The sequence below is a fragment of the Roseomonas chloroacetimidivorans genome (assembly GCF_049629625.1).
Lineage (GTDB): Bacteria > Pseudomonadota > Alphaproteobacteria > Acetobacterales > Acetobacteraceae > Roseomonas > Roseomonas chloroacetimidivorans.
Genome location: NZ_JBNBZS010000029.1, coordinates 17,188 through 33,289 on the forward strand (window position 1 = coordinate 17,188; position 16,102 = coordinate 33,289).

Here is a 16,102-nt window from a genome sequence, read left to right on the forward strand (position 1 = left end):
CAAAGCTGGTCACGGCTCGGTGTGCTCTCGCATTGCTGCGGTGCAGAATGGTAGGTAGCTGTCCCCTGATGAACCTCGGATTCGTCCAGTGAACGAGCTGCGTCGGCCTGACGCCCGCCCCCTCTACATTCAGGTTGAGGCGATCCTGAACGATCGGATCGTCTCTGGTACCTGGAAATCCGGCCAGGCCTTGCCGGCTGAGCCGGAACTGGCCGCTGAGCTGGGTGTCTCAGCTGGAACGCTGCGGCGTGCCCTGGCCGGGCTGGAGCGGCGCCACCTGATTGAACGCCGCCAGGGGCGCGGCACCTTCGTGACCCGGCAGACCAGCCAGAAGGCGCTGGGCCAGTTCTTCCGCGTGCGGAACCGCGCCGGGAAGCCGGTGGAGCCGGAGACCCTGATCACCCGGGTGGTGACAGAGCCAGCGAGTGAGGAGGAGGCGACCGGCCTGCGGCTGCCGCCCGGCGAACTGGTGCACCGGATCGATCGTAGCCGGATCTTCGAAGGGGAGCCGCGCATCGCCGAGCGGATTACCCTGCCAGCCGCCCTTTTCCCGAACCTCTCCCTGCCGCTCGCGCCGGCGCAGCTGGCGATGGAGATCTACGTCTATTACCGCGATGCGCACGGCATCATCGTGGTGCGGTCGGACGAGAATCTCTCGGCTACGGCGGCGACGGAAGAGGATGCGGTGCTGCTTCACTGCCTCGTTGGTACGCCGCTGCTGCTGATCGAGCGCGTGACCTTCGATGCCGCGGGGCGACCCGTGGAGCTGCGCGTGTCGCGGCTGGACACGCGAGCGCATCGCTACGCCGTGGAGATCGCCTGAAGCCGTCCGGCGGCCCATCGGGCGCTGTCCGCCACGACGGGGTCCTCGTCCTCGCAAAGGGCCTGTGCAACGGGCAGCAGGGACGCCTTGCCCGAGTTGCCGATGGCGTTCAGCACGTTCCGCACGAAGCGGCCGCGCCCGATGCGCTTGATGGGTGATCCCGAAAAGCGGGCGCGGAAGGCGGTGTCATCCAGCATGGCCAGCTCCGCCAATTGGGGGGCAACCAGGTCTTCCCGTGCGACCAGGCCGGGGACCCGAGTGGGTGTCGCGAAGCGGTTCCAGGGGCAGACGGCAAGGCAGTCGTCGCAGCCATAGATGCGGTTGCCCAGGCGGGGGCGCAGATCTTCCGGGATCGGGCCGCGATGCTCGATGGTCAGGTATGAGACGCAACGGCGGGGATCGAGCCTGTAGGGCGCCGGGAAGGCGTCGGTGGGGCAGGCGACCTGGCAGCGGGTGCAACTGCCGCAGCGATCCGCATGCGGGGCGTCCGGTTCCAGGGCGAGGGTCGTGTAGACCTCCCCCAGGAAGAGCCAGGAGCCGTGCTGGCGGGAGACGAGGTTGGTGTGCTTGCCCTGCCAGCCCAGCCCGGCCTGCTGGGCCAGGGGCTTTTCCGAGACCGGCGCCGTGTCCACGAAAACCTTCACGCCGCTGCCGGCGAAGCGCGCCACCATCCAGCGGGCCAGCGCCTTCAGGCGGGACTTCACGAGGTCATGGTAATCCCGGTGCCGGGCATAGACGCTGATCACGCCACGATCCGGCATCTCAAGATAGGAGAGCGGATCGTCCTCAGGGGCGTAGGAAAGGCCGAGGGAGATCACGGAAAGGGCTTCCGGCCAGAGAGCCTGCGGATGGGCGCGCTGGTCGGCGCGGCCCTCCATCCAGCCCATTTCCCCATGCATCCCGGCGGCCAGGAAATCCGCCAGCCGGTCCCGCACTTCCGGGCCGAGTTCCGCCCGCGCGAAGCCCACCGCATCGAAGCCCAGGCGCAGGGCCTCGTCGCGGATCAGGGCGCGTGCGTCCTCCGGCGCGCCTTGCGTGCCTTTCGGCGCGATACGGCGCGCCGCGCCGCTCATCCCCGGCCGCGATAGGGCGCAACGCCCTGGTCCGGGATCCAGGCGCCGGCCGGCGGAGCGCCGGTCTGCCAGAACACGTCGATCGGGATACCGCCTCGCGGGTACCAATAGCCACCAATGCGCAACCAGACCGGCTGCAACAGGTCAACGAGCCGCTTGGCGATGTCGATCGTGCAGGCCTCGTGGAAAGCGCCGTGATTACGGAAGGAGGTGAGATAGAGCTTGAGGCTCTTGCTCTCCACCAGCCAATCGCCGGGGATGTAGTCGATCACGAGATGCGCGAAGTCCGGCTGCGCGGTGATCGGGCAGAGGCTGGTGAATTCCGGCGCCGTGAAGCGGGCGACATAGTTCGTGCCGGGATGCGGGTTGGGCACGCGCTCCAGCACCGCCTCCTCCGGCGAGTTCGGCTGGTTGGTGGCACGGCCGAGCTGCGTCAGGCCGGATACGTCATGGTTCACGAGGTCGTCTCCTCCGGAGAGGGCGGTTCGGGCGGGGCGGCACTCTCCCATCCGGCCGCGATGGCGGCGGCCTCAGCCTCGAAGCGTCCTTCCAGGATGGCGGCGCGGAGCCGCGCGGTCAGGGTCTGGTAGTAGCGGATGTTGTGCCAGGTCAGCAGCATCGGGCCGAGCATCTCCTCCGCCCGGATGAGATGATGGATATAGGCACGGGAATGCCGGGTGCATGCGGGGCAATCGCATGCCGGATCCAATGCGGACGCATCGTCGGCATGCCGGGCGTTGCGCATGTTCAGCACGCCGCGGCTGGTATAGGCGCGGCCGGTGCGGCCGGACCGCGTGGGGATCACGCAGTCGAACATGTCCACGCCGCGGCGGATGGCGCCGATGATGTCGGACGGCGTGCCCACGCCCATGAGGTAGCGAGGCTTGTCCTGGGGCAGGGCAGGGGCGGTGAAGTCGAGGACACGGAACATCTCCTCCTGCCCCTCGCCCACCGCGAGGCCGCCGATGGCGTAACCCTCGAAGCCGATATCGGTCAGCGCCTTCACGCTCTCATGGCGGAGGTCTTCGTAGGTGCTGCCTTGCACGATGCCGAACAGCCCGTAGCCGTCTCGCGCCTTGAAGGCCTCGCGGGAGCGGGCGGCCCATTTCATCGAGAGGCGCATGCTCTTCGCCGCCTGCTCAGGCGTGGCGGGGAAGGGAGTGCACTCGTCGAAGCACATGGTCACGTCGGCATCCAGCAGATGCTGGATCTCGATGCTGCGCTCCGGGGTCAGGCGGTGCTTCGATCCGTCGATATGGCTTTGGAAGGTGACGCCATCGGCATCCATCTTCCGCAGCGCCGAGAGGGACATGACCTGGAAGCCGCCGGAATCCGTCAGGATCGGGCCGTGCCAGTCCATCATCTTATGGAGGCCACCGAGGCGGCCGACGCGCTCGGCCCCCGGGCGGAGCATGAGGTGATAGGTGTTGCCCAGGACCATGCGGGCGCCGGTGGAGCGCACCGCATCGGCGGTCATGGCCTTCACCGTGCCGGCGGTGCCGACGGGCATGAAGACGGGGGTGGGCACCTCGCCATGGGCGGTGTGCAGCGTGCCGGCGCGGGCGCCGCCATCGCTGGCTTGCAAGGTGAAGGAAAGAGGGCCGTTCATCGGTCGGGCTCCGCGTCGTCGCGGTCGATCAGGCAGGCATCGCCATAGGAGTAGAAGCGGTAGCCAGACGCGATCGCGTGCGCATAGGCCGCCCTCATGCGCTCCGTTCCGCCAAAGGCGCAGACGAGCATGAAGAGCGTGCTCTTCGGCAGGTGGAAATTGGTGAGGAGGAGGTCGGCCCCGCGGAAGCGGTGGCCTGGCAGGAGGAAAATGTCGGTCAGGCCCCGGAAGGGGGCGACCTGGCCGTCCTCCCGTGCCGCCGTTTCCAGCAGGCGCAGCGCGGTGGTCCCGATGGCGACGACCCGGCCGCCCCGCGCGCGGGTTTCGTTGATCGCGGCGGCGGCTTCCGGCGTCACCTCGCCCCATTCCGCATGCAGGCGCTGGGCGCGCGGGTCTTCACCACGCAGCGGCAGGAAAGTGCCGGCGCCGACATGCAGGGTGAGGGTGGCGCGGCCGATACCACGCGCTTCCAGCGCGGCCAGCAATTCCGGCGTGAAATGAAGGCTTGCGGTGGGGGCGGCGACGGCGCCCGGGCTGCGGGCGAAGATGGGCTGGTAGTCCTCGCGGTCCTCGGGGCGGGGGCCTTCCGGACGGGCGATATAGGGCGGTAGCGGGATTTCCCCGGCCTTTTCCAGCGCGGCGGCCAGGGCGGCCTGGTCCGGCCCGAAATCAAGGCGGACGGCGCCGCCCTCAGGGGCATCCACCACGCGCGGCGCCAGTTCTGGTGCACCCTCGACCGAGAGCACGTCCCCTGCGCGGAGCCGGCGGGCGTTGCGGACCAGGGCGTGCCAGGTGCCGTCGGCCTCGGCGCGGTTCAGCATGATTTCGACCCGGGCCTCGCCACGCCGGGCGCGCAGGCGGGCGGGGATCACGCGCGTGTCGTTCACCACCATCAGGTCGCCGGGGTTCAGCAGCGCCGGTAGGTCGCGGACCACGTGATCCTCGATCCTGCCCTCCGCCGCGTTCTGCGCGACGGCGATCCGCAGCAGGCGCGCGGAATCGCGCGGGCGGGCCGGGGACTGGGCGATCAGTGCCTCCGGCAGATCGAAGGCGAAATCGGAGGTGGAGAGAGGACGGGACAGGGGGAATGGCCAATTCAGGGGGCGGGGGCCGGTAGCCCTTCCGGCGGCGCGGGGCAAGCATAGCCGGTCACGAAAACCTTAAAATAGTTAATGAAGTGCTACGTTGGCGGACCGCCCGGAATGTCTCAGTAAAGAGACGTTCCATCATGGCGACGATTCGTGCGGCAGCTTCATTCCCTTGAGGACCTCGATAGCGACGCCGGGGGCGCGCAGGCATTGCATGCGGCGGCGCTTGCCTGGATCTGGGAGGCCGCGCTGGAGGCCAATCCCCTCGTGGTTCCGTCCTTCCCCCCGCAGGTGGCATGGCCCTCTTCATCATTGGAGGGCGTCGCCGCCAGGCCCGTGTGGGACGAGCCGGTCCTCCCTCCGCCAGCCGGAGACGCCGCCCCGCCAGAGCCGGTGGCACCGCCCGTATCTCCTCCCGCCAAGCCGGAGGTGACCCCGCCTCTCCCCGGCGGGCCCGGGGATGATGTGTTGGCCGGCGGTCATGGCGAGGATGTCATCGCCGGCGGCGCGGGGCGGAACCTCCTTGTCGGTGGTGCGGGACGTGACACGCTGACTGGGGGGCCGGGCGACGACATCCTCATCGGCAAGGGCGGCAATGACTTCCTTCAGGCGGGGGATGGCAACAACCGGATCGAGGGCGGGAACGGCCACGACCTGATCGGCGCGGGGCGGGGCGAGGACGTGATCCTGGGCGGAGCAGGAGACGACATGATCTCCTCCGGAGGCGGCGTGGATCTGGTCTTCGGCGGGGCTGGAAACGACTTCATCCTTCTGGGCGGCGGGGACGATGTCGCGGAGGGCGGCGCGGGGAGTGACCTCCTCATGGGGGAGGCTGGGCAGGACAGGCTGGACGGTGGCGACGGGGACGATATCCTCTCGGGTGGTGCGGGCGCCGACACGGCGCTGGGCGGCGTGGGGGATGATCTGGTGATCCACGCTTTCGCGGATCGCGGCCCGATACCGGACCTCTATTCTGGCGGAACCGGGCGCGACACGCTGCGGCTGGACTTCACCGCTGACGCCTGGGCCGTGGCCAACAACCGCGAGGCCGCGGCCGAGCTGGCGCGCTGGATCGCCGCGGCGCCGCAGGGGACAGCCAGTCACACGGATGAGGTCCTCAGCCTGGCCCTTTCGGGCTTTGAGGCGCTGATCGTCACGGTAGACGGCATCGCGCGGCCGCCGGAATGGTTTATCTGAGGGCAGAAACCGGGATTTCCCGATGACGACCCTCAGCCCGGGCGATTTCAGCCCGCGCCGATCCGCTCTAAACCCGTTCCCGCAACCTCGGGATTAGGACGGCGCGCATGCAGGTGGACACGGATCGCTTCCTGGCGGACCTGAAGGCGCTCCGGCGTTTCGGCGCGTTCAAGAGCGGCGTGCACCGCCCGACCTTCTCCCCCGAGGACATGGAGGCGCGCCACTGGTTCATGGGGCGCCTGCGGGAGGAGGGGCTGGAGGCCGAAATCGACGGGATCGGCAACATCCTCGGCCGCAGCCCGAAGCCCGGCCCGCATCTGCTGGCCGGCAGCCATCTGGAAAGCCAGAACGAGGCGGGGTGGCTGGACGGCGCGCTGGGCTGCGTCGCGGCACTGCATCTCGCGGCGGCCGGGCTGCCGGTGGATGTGGCCGTCTTCTCGGATGAGGAAGGCCATTATGGCAGCTTCATCGGCAGCCGGTCCTTCACCGGCCTGCTGGAAGAGGCGGAGATCGACCGCCTGGCCAACAAGTATCACGGCAAGCCGCTGCGCCAGGCGCTGCAGGAGGTCGGGCTGGCCGGCAAGCCGCGCCTGCAAGTGGAGCGCGACCGCTACAAGGCCTTTCTGGAGATGCATATCGAGCAGGGGCGGCAGCTCGAATCCCAGGATCTCGGCATCGGCGTGGTGACGGGTATCGTCGCCATCTGGCAGTGGAAGATCACCATCGAGGGCCAGCAGAACCATGCCGGCACCACCACCATGGCCGAGCGCCGCGATGCCGGCATGGCCGCGGTGCGCCTGCTGGCCATGATTGACGAGGAATTTCCGCGCCACTGCGCCGAGCGCACGGTGTGGACGGCCGGCCGCATCGCGCTGACGCCCGGCGCACCCTCCATCATCCCCGGCCGTGCCGAGATCCTGTTCCAGTACCGCGACGTGGATATCGAGGTGCTGCGCCGGCTGGAGGTGGTGCTGCGCCGCTGCATTGCCGAGAGCAACCGGCGGGAGCGCTGCCATGTGGTGCTGGAGGCGCTGTCGCTTTCCACCCCGGCCATCTGCGATCACGGCTTGCAGGATGCGCTCGCCGACGCTGCCGAGGCGCTGGCTCCTGGCCGCTGGCAGCGCATGCCCTCCGGCGCCGGGCATGACGCGCAGTATTTGGCCCGCGTGATGCCCGCGGCGATGCTCTTCGTGCCTTCCATCAATGGCATCAGCCATCACTGGACGGAGGACACGAAGGACGAGGATCTGGCCCTGGGCATGCAGGTGCTGGCCGAGGGTGCGCGCCGGATCCTGGCGGCGTGATTCCGCCAGCCTCCGTCGGGGTGTTCACCACGGGCGAGACCTTCGGCGACGCGGTCTACAAGGTGGTGTTCCTGCGGGGGTTGCGGGCGATCTTTCCAGGCGCGCAGATCACCTGGCTTACAACGGGCAGCACGCTTTACGCCGGGGATCTGGCCTCCGCGGCGGCACCGCTGCTGGATCGGGTGGTGGAGCGTTGCGGGCTGGGTGAGACGCCGCGCGAGCTCCTGCGCCCCGTTCCCCGGATCGGGCGCTTCGACCTGCTGATCGACACCCAGGCCCAGATCTGGCGGACCCTGTCGGTGTGGCGGGTGCCGCACCGGCGCTTCCTCTCCATGACCACGCATCGGCGCGGGGTGACCGGGCCGCATGTGCTGGACCGGCTTTTCGGCCTGGTGGAGTGGGCGACGGGGCAGTCAGTCCCGCGCGATCTCTCGCCTATTCCGCTCCCCGAACCGCTGCGGCGAGCCGCGGCAGAGGTGCTGCCGGGGCAGCGTGCCGGCTATGTCGCTTTCGCGCCAGGGGCGGGCGGGGTGCAGAAAATCTGGCCGCTGGACCGCTTCCTGTCAGTGGCCCAGGGCGTCGTGACGGCGGGGCGGGTGCCGGTGTTCTTTCTTGGTCCCGCGGAGGTTGGATGGCGGGACCGGATCGCCGGCGTGGTTCCCAAGGCTGTCTTCCCGCTGGAGCATCCGGGGCTCGGGGCGGTGGGTGGGCCGAAGCCGCTGGCCACCGTGGCGCTCGCGGCCCGTTGCGCGGCGGCTATCGCGAATGACAGCGGAACCGGGCACATGATCGCGGCCTCCGGCACGCCGCTCCTTTCCCTGTTCGGTCCGAGCGACGCCCAGAAGTTCCGGCCCGTGGCGCGGCGGGGAACGGTGCTGCGGGCACAGGATTTCGGCGGGCCGGAGATGAGGCATATCCCGGTGGAGGCGGCTGCGGCGGCGCTGGACGCGCTGCTTGCGGATATCTCCAGCCCGGCGGGCTGACCCGGCCAAGGAGAGGCGCGTGAGGAAAGCTGCCCCGTTACTGCCCCGCGGGGTTGCCTGGTCGCTGGCGATCATGGTGCTTGCGGTAGCCATGGCCGTGGTGCTGCTGGCCATGGGGCGGGTGCCGATCTGCACCTGTGGGAAGGTGAAGCTGTGGCATGGGGCGGTGAACAGCGCGGAGAACTCGCAACACATCGCGGACTGGTACGCGCCGTCGCATCTTGTGCACGGGCTGCTTTTCTACGGGCTGTTCAGGCTGCTGGCGCCGCGTGCGCCGGTCGGCGCACGCGCGCTGGCGGCGGCGCTGCTGGAAGTGGGTTGGGAGATCGTCGAGAACACGCCGATGGTCATCAACCGCTACCGAGACGCAACGGCGGCACTGGGCTATTCGGGGGATAGCGTGGTGAACTCGGTTTCCGACCTGAGCTTCATGCTGATGGGCTTCGCGGTGGCGACGCGGGTGCCCTGGTGGGCATCGGTGGCCTTCGGCGTGGCGCTGGAGTTGCTGGCACTGGCGGTGATCCGAGACAACCTGACGCTGAATGTGCTGATGCTGCTCTGGCCTGTGCCGGCTATCCGGGACTGGCAGGCGGCGCTGCCTGCTTAGATTGCCGTAGAGGCTTCGCTTGTGGTCGTGACCACCGGGACGGTGAAGCGCCGGGTAAGGTGGAATGCGGTTGTCTGGCTCAGAGGCCGTCGCCAAGACCCGCAATCAGTTCCGGCCTGTAGCCAGCCGCGACGAGAGGGGCGCGCAGGTCCCGCGTCAGCTCTGGCACGTAAGAGAACAGAACATCCGCCGGCCCCTGGATGGTGATCTCATCGAGGGCGGCAGGCAGAAGCCGGCTTTCCGCGCGGCCGAGTTGCTCCGTCCAACCCCCGGCGCGCAGCGTGACCGGGCCGCCGATATTGCTGAGGATCGTTGCGTCGTCGAAGCGGTGGCGGATCTCCGCTCCGCCCGCGGCGCCCCAGTGCTCCATGGCGAAGAAGGGGCCCGCACGGAGGAAGAACCGGCCCACGCCGCCCGCCGAAAACATGTTGGGCGAGCGGCGTGCTCAGGCGGAGCGCAAGCCGGTCCAGGGCCGCGTTAAAGCACCGGCGTGCCGCCGGTGACGGCGTAGAGCGCCCCGGTGACGTAGCTGGCGTCATCGGAGGCGAGGAAGACGAAGACCGTCGCCACCTCCTTCGGCTGGCCCGGGCGCTTCATCGGCACGCTCTGTCCGAAGCTCTCCACCTGCTCGGGCGGCATGGTGGAGGGGATGAGCGGCGTCCAGATCGGGCCAGGGGCGACGCAGTTCACCCGGATGCCCTTCTCCGCGACGGCCTGGCCGAGGCTCGCGGTGAAGTTCGCGATGGCGGCCTTGGTGGCGGAATAGGGAATGAGCGAGGGCGGCGCCTTATCGGTGTTCACCGAGGTGGTGTTCACGATGGCGGAGCCCGGCTTCATGTGCGGCAGTGCGGCCTTTGACAGGAAGAACTGCGGGTGGATGTTGATGGCGAAGGTCTTCACCCACTCCTCGTCGGAGATCTCCTCCAGCGACTGGTGAGTCATCTGGAAGGCGGCGTTGTTAACCAGGATGTCCAGGCGCCCGAACTCATCCACGGCGCGCTGGATGATGGCGCGGCAATGCGCGGGATCGGAGATGTCGCCGGGCATCAGCACGCATTTGCGGCCGGCCTGCTCCACCCAGCGCTTCGTCTCGCGCGCATCCTCCTCCTCGTTCAAGTAGGAGATCAGAACATCTGCGCCTTCACGCGCATAGGCGATCGCGACCGCGCGGCCGATTCCTGAATCCCCGCCGGTAATCACGGCAGCCTTGCCGACGAGCTTGTCGCATCCCTTGTAGCTTGTCTCACCGTGGTCCGGCTTCGGCTCCATCCGCGACTCAAGGCCGGGAGGATCTTGCTGCTGCTTCGGCTGGGTCATTGATCTCTCCCGTGTCGCGATGGGCAGGAAGCGGGGCCGGCGATGCGGCCCCGGCCTGCTTGGGCGCGAGCATTCTGCGGCCTGCCATGGCTGGACCGCATCGGCGCTTCGCGTCCCGTTCGGTGTTAAGGCTACGATCAGAAGCCGTTCTGGGCCGGCTTCTCCATGCGGGGCCGGACCCCGGGCGTCAGGGGTTGCCGGACCCGCCCGAGGCGCCGAGCACCTGGCCCGTGGTGAAGCTGGATTCGGCCGACGCCAACAGGACATAGGTCGGCGCGATCTCCACGGGCTGGCCGGGGCGGCCCATGGGGGTCTCGGCGCCGAACTTCGTCAGAGCTTCCTGCGTCTGGCCACCGGAGGGCTGGAGGGGCGTCCAGTAGGGGCCCGGGGCCACGGCGTTCACGCGGATGCCCTTGGGCGCGAGTTGCTTGGCCAGCGACTTGGCGAAGACAACGTTGCACGCCTTGGTCTGCGCGTAGTCGAACAGTGCCGCGGCAGGTTCATAGGCCTGGACCGAGGCGGTGATGATGATCGAGGCGCCGGGCTTCAGATGCGGCAGCGCCGCCTTGGTGATCCAGAAGGGCGCGTAGACATTCGTCTTGAAGGTCCAGTCGAAGAACTCGGTGCTGAGGTCCGTGAGGTCCGGAATGCCGTGCTGCCGGCCCGCATTGTTCACGAGGATGTCGAGGCCGCCCAGCTCCCGCACGGCGGTCTGGACCATCTGGTTGCAGAACGCCTCGTCGCGGATGTCGCCGGGCAGGGCAATGGCCTTGCGGCCCTCATCGCGGATCAGCTTCAGGACCTCATCGGCATCGGGCTGCTCCTGCGGGAGGTAGGAGATGGCGACATCGGCGCCCTCCCGCGCATAGGCGATGGCGGCGGCGCGGCCGATGCCGGAATCGCCGCCGGTGATCAGCGCCTTGCGGCCGGCGAGGCGGCCGGAGCCGCGATAGCTCGTCTCGCCATGGTCGGGGCGAGGGTTCATCCGGCCGGCCAGGCCGGGCCAGTCCTGGGGCTGCCGGTCGAAGGGCGGCTTGGGATACTCGCTACGCGGGTCGCGAAGGGCGGTGAGCGGGGCGGCGGTGCCGCCTGCCTGCTGGGCGGTGGCCGGGTTGGTGGTCATGGCTATGGCGGCGGCTCCGATGGCGGCCCCGCTCATGATGTCGCGGCGTGAGGACAGGGCATCGTTCTTCGGATCCATGGGCTGGGTTCCTCTGTGCGGATGGTACGGTGCCGGGCGGCGTGGGCCCGGATGGGGTTGGCCGCCGGCGGGGGCGATCCGGACGGGACCTAGCCGGGCCGGGAGGGCTGCCGGCGGGTCCGTGTCTCCTCCCGGTCAGCATGAAGGCACCGGCCGATGCCGGGCTTCGCGGGCTTGTTCTGCGTTCCCGAAGCGAACGCCGCCCCCTTCAGGCAGTTGCGAATTTCCGGGCCGAGGCGCGGTCTTGAATTGATCCGGCCCGCAATGCCGTCGCATTCTGGCCGTCATGACCGAGATCAAGCCGCACGCCGCGCATTGGGGTTATTTCGACGCCGTGGTGGAGGATGGCCGCATCACCGGCGTCCGCCCCTTCGGGCGCGATCCCTTCCCGGGCACCCTGATCAAGGGCATCCCCGACATTGTCCATGCGGATTGCCGGATTGACCGTCCCTATGTGCGGGAGGGGTGGCTGCGCGGGGAACGCCGCGGCTCCCTGCGCGGGAAGGACCGCTTCGTTCCGGTCTCCTGGGACCGCGCGACGCTGCTGGTGGCGGAAGAGGTGTCGCGCGTGCGGGCGGAGCACGGGAATGCCGCGATTTTCGGCGGCTCCTATGGCTGGTCCTCGGCGGGGCGGTTCCATCACGCGCGCAGCCAGTTGCAGCGCTTCCTGGGGCTGGGGGGCGGCTTCACCACGCAGGTGACGAACTACTCCTATGGCGCGGGCATGACGCTGATGCCGCATGTGCTCGGCACCAATGACGTGGTGCAAGGCCCGGTCACGGATTGGCGCAGCATCGCGAAGCATGCGCGGCTGATGCTGTGCTTCGGCGGATTGCCGCTGAAGAATGGCTTCGTCACCGCCGGAGGCGGTGGGGCGCATGAATATTCGAAGCTGATGCGGGCGGCGGCTGATGCGGGGCTGCGCTTCGTCAACATTAGCCCCTTCCGCGGCGACGCGGCGGAATTCCTGCGGGCGGAATGGGTGCCGATCCGGCCCGGCGGGGACGCGGCCATGATCCTGGCCATGATCCAGGCGATCGTGGCCGAGGGTTTGGAGGATCGCGACTTCCTCACCCGCTGCACGACCGGCTGGGACCGGCTGCGGGCCTATGTGATGGGCGAGGCGGACGGGGTGGTGAAGACGCCGGACTGGGCGGCGCCGCTCTGCGATGTGCCGGCCGAGACCATCCGGGCCCTGGCGCTGGAGGCGGCGCGGACCCCCACCATGCTGACCGCCACCTGGTCCATCCAGCGCGCGGAGCACGGGGAACAGCCCTGGTGGGCGCTGGTGGCGCTGGCGAGCGCGCTGGGCGGGATCGGCAAGCCCGGCCAAGGCGTTGGTTTCGGCTATGGCAGCATCAATGGCATGGGCACGGCGCGGCGCGAGCTGCCCAGCGTGAATCTGCCGGCCACGCGCAACCCGGTGGGGATCGCCATCCCGGTCTCCCGCATCACGGAGCTGCTGGAGCGCCCGGGGGAGGTGATGCGCTACAACGGGAGGGACATTCAGCTTCCCGATATCCGCATGATCTTCTGGTGCGGCGGCAACCCGTTCCACCATCACCAGGACCTGAGCCGCTTCGCCCGGGCGCAGTCCCACGCCGACACGATCGTGGTGTCCGAACCCTGGTGGACGGCTTCGGCGCGGCAGGCGGATATCGTGCTGCCGGCGACGACGACGCTGGAGCGGAACGACATCGCCAGCTCCTCCCGCGACCGCTTCGTGCGCGCGATGCACCAGGCCGTGCCGCCGCAGGGGCAGGCGCGGAACGATCACGACGCCTTCGCGGATATCGCGGATGCGCTGGGCTATCGCGAGCGCTTCACGGACCAGCGCGACGAAGGGGCCTGGCTGCGGCACATGTATGATCGGTTCCGGCGCGCCTGTGCGGCGATGGGAGCGGAGGTGCCGGATTTCGACCGCTTCTGGGCCGAGGGGCATGTGGAGTTCTCGCCGCCGGAAGAGGATTTCGTGCAGTTCGCGGACTTCGCGCGCGATCCCGCGGCGGCGCCGCTCAACACGCCCTCGGGCAAGGTGGAGCTCTATTCGGAGGTGATCGCGGGCTTCGGGGACGAAGGCGTGCCCGGCCATGCCGTGTGGAAGGCGCCGCGGGAATGGCTGGGGGGCGATGTGTCACGCTTTCCGCTGCACCTCCTCTCCGACCAGCCGGCCTCCAGGCTGCATGGGCAGCTCGACCCTTCCCGCGTGGCGGCGGCGCACCGTATCCAAGGGCGCGAGCCGATCCGCATGAACCCGGCGGATGCTGCGGCACGCGGCCTGTCCGCTGGCGACGTGGTGCGGGTGTTCAACGAACGCGGCGCCTGCCTGGGCGGGGTGGTGTTGACGGAGGGGCTGCGGCCCGGCGTCGTCTCCATGTCCACCGGCGCCTGGTGGGATCCGCAGGAAACGGAGCAGGGGCTGCTCTGCGTCCATGGCAATCCGAATGTGCTGACGCAGGATGTCGGCACCTCACCGCTCGGCCAGGGCTGCGCGGCGCATTCCTGCCTGGTGCAGGTGGAGGCCTGGACGGGACCGCTGCCGGAGGTGACGGTCCATGCGCCGCCGCCCGTGGCTGCGGAAGGGCCTGCCTGAAGCGGCACGCTGTCATCGGTGTGTCACGAAATCGACACGGGACCGTTGTGCCACCCCCCTATGAAGCCGCGCCAGTGCGAGTGGGGGGCAGAAGATCGTGATGTTCGGGCAGCCGGATCCGGAGGATATCGGCAGCAATCCCGCGCCGCATGAACCGATCGGCGCCATTATCGGGCGCCGCATGGCGCGACGCGCGGCGCTGCGCGGATTGTTTGGCGCGGCGGCCGGCACTGCGCTGGCTGCGGGGATGGTGCGGCGGGCGGGCGCTCAGTCCGTGGCGCCGGCCGCGGCATCGCCGGATGGCGCGGAGTCCAGCCTCGGCTTCCGCGGCCTGCCGCATGGCGCTGGCCCGGGTGAGGCGGTGGCCGAAGGATACGAGATCCAGACGGTGATCCGCTGGGGCGACCCCGTGCTGCCCGGCGCGCCGCCTTTCGATCCGGCGAATGTCACGGCCGAGGCCCAGGCGCTGCAGTTCGGCTACAACAACGACTACCTGGACTTCTTCCCGCTGCCCAAGGGGGCGCCGGCGAGCGAGCATGGGCTGCTGGTGGTGAACCACGAATACACCAACCCGGAGCTGATGTTTCCCGGCCTGGGCGATGCCCGTTCCGCCCGGCTCAAGACCAGCGCCGCGCAGGTGCGCGCGCAAATGATGGCCCATGGCGCGAGCGTGGTGGAAATTCGCCGGCAGGACGGGCGCTGGGCACCGGTGCCGGGCGGCCGGCTGAACCGCCGCATCACCGCCGAGACGCCGATGCGCATCAGCGGACCGGCGGCTGGGCACGACCGGATGAAAACGGCGGAGGATTCCACCGGCACGCGCGTGCTGGGCACGCTGAACAACTGCGCGGGCGGCGACACGCCCTGGGGCACGGTCCTGATCTCGGAGGAGAACTTCAACTACTATTTCGGCGGGCCGGGCGTGGAGACGGGCGAGCAGGCCGCGTCCTACAAGCGCTACGGGCTGGTGCGGGAGGCGATGTTCCCCTGGGGCCGCCATGTGCCGCGCTTTGATGTGGCGCAGGAGCCGAACGAGCCGAACCGCTTTGGTTGGGTGGTGGAATTCGATCCCTATGACCCGCTGAGCGTGCCGGTGAAGCGCACGGCGCTGGGCCGCTTCAAGCATGAAGGCTGCACCCACGCGATATCCGCCGACGGGCGCGTCGTGATCTATATGGGCGACGATGAGCGCTTCGATTACGTCTACAAATTCGTCACGGCGCGGCCCTGGAACAGCGACGAACCCGGGCTGAACGCCGATCTGCTGGATGAGGGCACGCTGTATGTCGCCCGATTCCATGACGATGGCGGCGTGATGTGGCTGCCCCTGGTCCATGGGGAGGGGCCGCTGACCCCGGAGAACGGGTTCCATTCCCAGGGCGACGTCGTGATCGAGGCGCGGCGCGCCGCCGATCTTCTCGGCGCCACGCCGATGGACCGGCCGGAGGATGTGGAGACCAACCGCGTCACCGGGCGCGTCTATGTCATGCTGACCAATAACTCGAGCCGCCAGCCCGGCCGCGTGGACGCCGCGAATCCTCGGCCGAACAACGCGCATGGGCATGTGATCGAGATCATTCCGCCCAGGGCCACCGGCGCGAATGAGGGACGCGGGCGGATTGACCATGCGGCGACGACAGCGCGGTGGGAACTGTTCCTGATGGCCGGCCAGCCCGGCACCCATCCCGGCGCGACCTATCACCGCAGCGTGGGCGCGGATCAGGGCTGGCTTTCCTGCCCCGACAACTGCGCCTTCGACAGCAAGGGCCGCATCTGGATCGCGACCGATGGCGCGCCGGAGGCGGCGCATGTCGCCGATGGACTCTATGCCGCGGATACGGAAGGCGAGGGACGCGCGCTGACGCGGCGCTTCTACGCAGCGCCAATGGGAGCGGAAGTGTGCGGACCACTGATCGGGCCGGATGACCGCACCGTGTTCCTGGCGATCCAGCACCCCGGTGAGAACCGCGGCAGCAGCTTCGATAATCCGTCCACGCGCTGGCCGGATTTCGAAGATGGCGTGCCACCGCGGCCTTCGGTGATCGCCATCGTGAAGAAGGACGGGGGCGTGGTCGGGAGCTAGAGGGTGTTACGCACTGGCGGCGAGTTCTGCGGCGCGCCTGAGCAGTAGGATGGTGAAGGCGACGAGGTGCAGGCCCGCCAGCGTCTCGGGCAAGCGCTCATAGTCGCGGGCGAGCCGGCGGAAGCGGGCGAACCAGCCGAATGAGCGCTCCACTACCCATCGCCGGGGCAGGAGCACGAAGCCGCGCTTGGCTTCGGGCAGCCTGACGACCTCGAGCGCGATGC

At 69.1% G+C, this 16,102-nt stretch carries 15 protein-coding genes; 7 read left to right on the forward strand and 8 right to left on the reverse strand.

The genetic code is table 11. The features are described from left to right. Nucleotides 1–88 precede the first annotated feature (88 nt). Complete coding sequence (locus tag ACO1BU_RS20410; protein ID WP_424137810.1) at nucleotides 89–823, forward strand: GntR family transcriptional regulator; 735 nt, start codon at nucleotides 89–91, stop codon at nucleotides 821–823. Here ACO1BU_RS20410 and queG read toward each other — a convergent pair. The 4 genes from queG to queA are packed head-to-tail and all read right to left on the reverse strand — an operon-like array spanning nucleotide 802 to nucleotide 4,587. After that, a complete protein-coding gene (gene queG / locus ACO1BU_RS20415) occupies nucleotides 802–1,896 on the reverse strand; it encodes a tRNA epoxyqueuosine(34) reductase QueG (RefSeq protein ID WP_424137811.1) in 1,095 nt (364 codons plus the stop codon). The two genes, ACO1BU_RS20410 and queG, sit on opposite strands and share 22 nt — an antisense overlap. Beyond that, on the reverse strand, nucleotides 1,893–2,354 hold the full coding sequence (queF, locus tag ACO1BU_RS20420; RefSeq protein ID WP_424137812.1) for a preQ(1) synthase: 462 nt from the start codon (nucleotides 2,352–2,354) through the stop codon (nucleotides 1,893–1,895). Before queF ends, queG begins: the two co-directional genes overlap by 4 nt. After that, the gene (tgt, locus tag ACO1BU_RS20425) at nucleotides 2,351–3,505 is read right to left on the reverse strand and encodes a tRNA guanosine(34) transglycosylase Tgt (protein WP_424137813.1); all 1,155 of its coding nucleotides are present in this window, start codon (nucleotides 3,503–3,505) and stop codon (nucleotides 2,351–2,353) included. The genes queF and tgt overlap by 4 nt, the downstream gene beginning before the upstream one ends. Beyond that, nucleotides 3,502–4,587: a tRNA preQ1(34) S-adenosylmethionine ribosyltransferase-isomerase QueA gene (queA, locus tag ACO1BU_RS20430; RefSeq protein WP_424137824.1), complete on the reverse strand. Its 1,086-nt coding sequence runs from the start codon at nucleotides 4,585–4,587 to the stop codon at nucleotides 3,502–3,504. The genes tgt and queA overlap by 4 nt, the downstream gene beginning before the upstream one ends. Nucleotides 4,588–4,746: 159 nt before the next feature. Here queA and ACO1BU_RS20435 point away from each other — a divergent pair, with 159 nt between their 5' ends. The 4 genes from ACO1BU_RS20435 (at nucleotide 4,747) to ACO1BU_RS20450 (ending at nucleotide 8,684) form a co-directional block, all read left to right on the forward strand. Continuing rightward, entirely contained in the window at nucleotides 4,747–5,790 is a 1,044-nt protein-coding gene (locus ACO1BU_RS20435; protein WP_424137814.1) for a calcium-binding protein, read from the forward strand. Between the two features lie 107 nt (nucleotides 5,791–5,897). Further along, nucleotides 5,898–7,094: a Zn-dependent hydrolase gene (locus tag ACO1BU_RS20440; protein ID WP_424137815.1), complete on the forward strand. Its 1,197-nt coding sequence runs from the start codon at nucleotides 5,898–5,900 to the stop codon at nucleotides 7,092–7,094. Then, entirely contained in the window at nucleotides 7,091–8,077 is a 987-nt protein-coding gene (locus ACO1BU_RS20445) for a glycosyltransferase family 9 protein (protein ID WP_424137816.1), read from the forward strand. The genes ACO1BU_RS20440 and ACO1BU_RS20445 overlap by 4 nt, the downstream gene beginning before the upstream one ends. A 19-nt stretch (nucleotides 8,078–8,096) precedes the next feature. Then, on the forward strand, nucleotides 8,097–8,684 hold the full coding sequence (locus ACO1BU_RS20450) for a DUF2585 domain-containing protein (protein ID WP_424137817.1): 588 nt from the start codon (nucleotides 8,097–8,099) through the stop codon (nucleotides 8,682–8,684). Between the two features lie 79 nt (nucleotides 8,685–8,763). Here ACO1BU_RS20450 and ACO1BU_RS20455 read toward each other — a convergent pair whose 3' ends face one another. The 3 genes from ACO1BU_RS20455 to ACO1BU_RS20465 all read right to left on the reverse strand — a co-directional run bounded on the left by ACO1BU_RS20455 (nucleotide 8,764) and on the right by ACO1BU_RS20465 (nucleotide 11,202). Beyond that, a complete protein-coding gene (locus ACO1BU_RS20455; RefSeq protein ID WP_424137818.1) occupies nucleotides 8,764–9,111 on the reverse strand; it encodes a hypothetical protein in 348 nt (115 codons plus the stop codon). 50 nt (nucleotides 9,112–9,161) lie between these two features. Next, nucleotides 9,162–10,001 carry an SDR family oxidoreductase gene (locus ACO1BU_RS20460; protein WP_424137819.1) on the reverse strand — a complete coding sequence of 280 codons (840 nt, stop codon included), beginning with the start codon at nucleotides 9,999–10,001 and terminating at the stop codon, nucleotides 9,162–9,164. Nucleotides 10,002–10,188: 187 nt separating this feature from the next. Next, nucleotides 10,189–11,202, reverse strand: coding sequence for an SDR family oxidoreductase (locus ACO1BU_RS20465; protein ID WP_424137820.1), 1,014 nt, complete (start codon nucleotides 11,200–11,202; stop codon nucleotides 10,189–10,191). Nucleotides 11,203–11,488: 286 nt separating this feature from the next. Here ACO1BU_RS20465 and ACO1BU_RS20470 point away from each other — a divergent pair, with 286 nt between their 5' ends. Both ACO1BU_RS20470 and ACO1BU_RS20475 read left to right on the forward strand, forming a co-directional pair. Next, entirely contained in the window at nucleotides 11,489–13,795 is a 2,307-nt protein-coding gene (locus ACO1BU_RS20470; RefSeq protein ID WP_424137821.1) for a molybdopterin-dependent oxidoreductase, read from the forward strand. A gap of 100 nt (nucleotides 13,796–13,895) precedes the next feature. Beyond that, nucleotides 13,896–15,878: a PhoX family protein gene (locus tag ACO1BU_RS20475; protein WP_424137822.1), complete on the forward strand. Its 1,983-nt coding sequence runs from the start codon at nucleotides 13,896–13,898 to the stop codon at nucleotides 15,876–15,878. 6 nt (nucleotides 15,879–15,884) lie between these two features. On the opposite strand, the gene ACO1BU_RS20480 is transcribed toward ACO1BU_RS20475, so the two are convergent. Continuing rightward, on the reverse strand, nucleotides 15,885–16,102 hold a 218-nt coding region (locus tag ACO1BU_RS20480), incomplete at its 5' end, for a transposase (protein WP_424137823.1).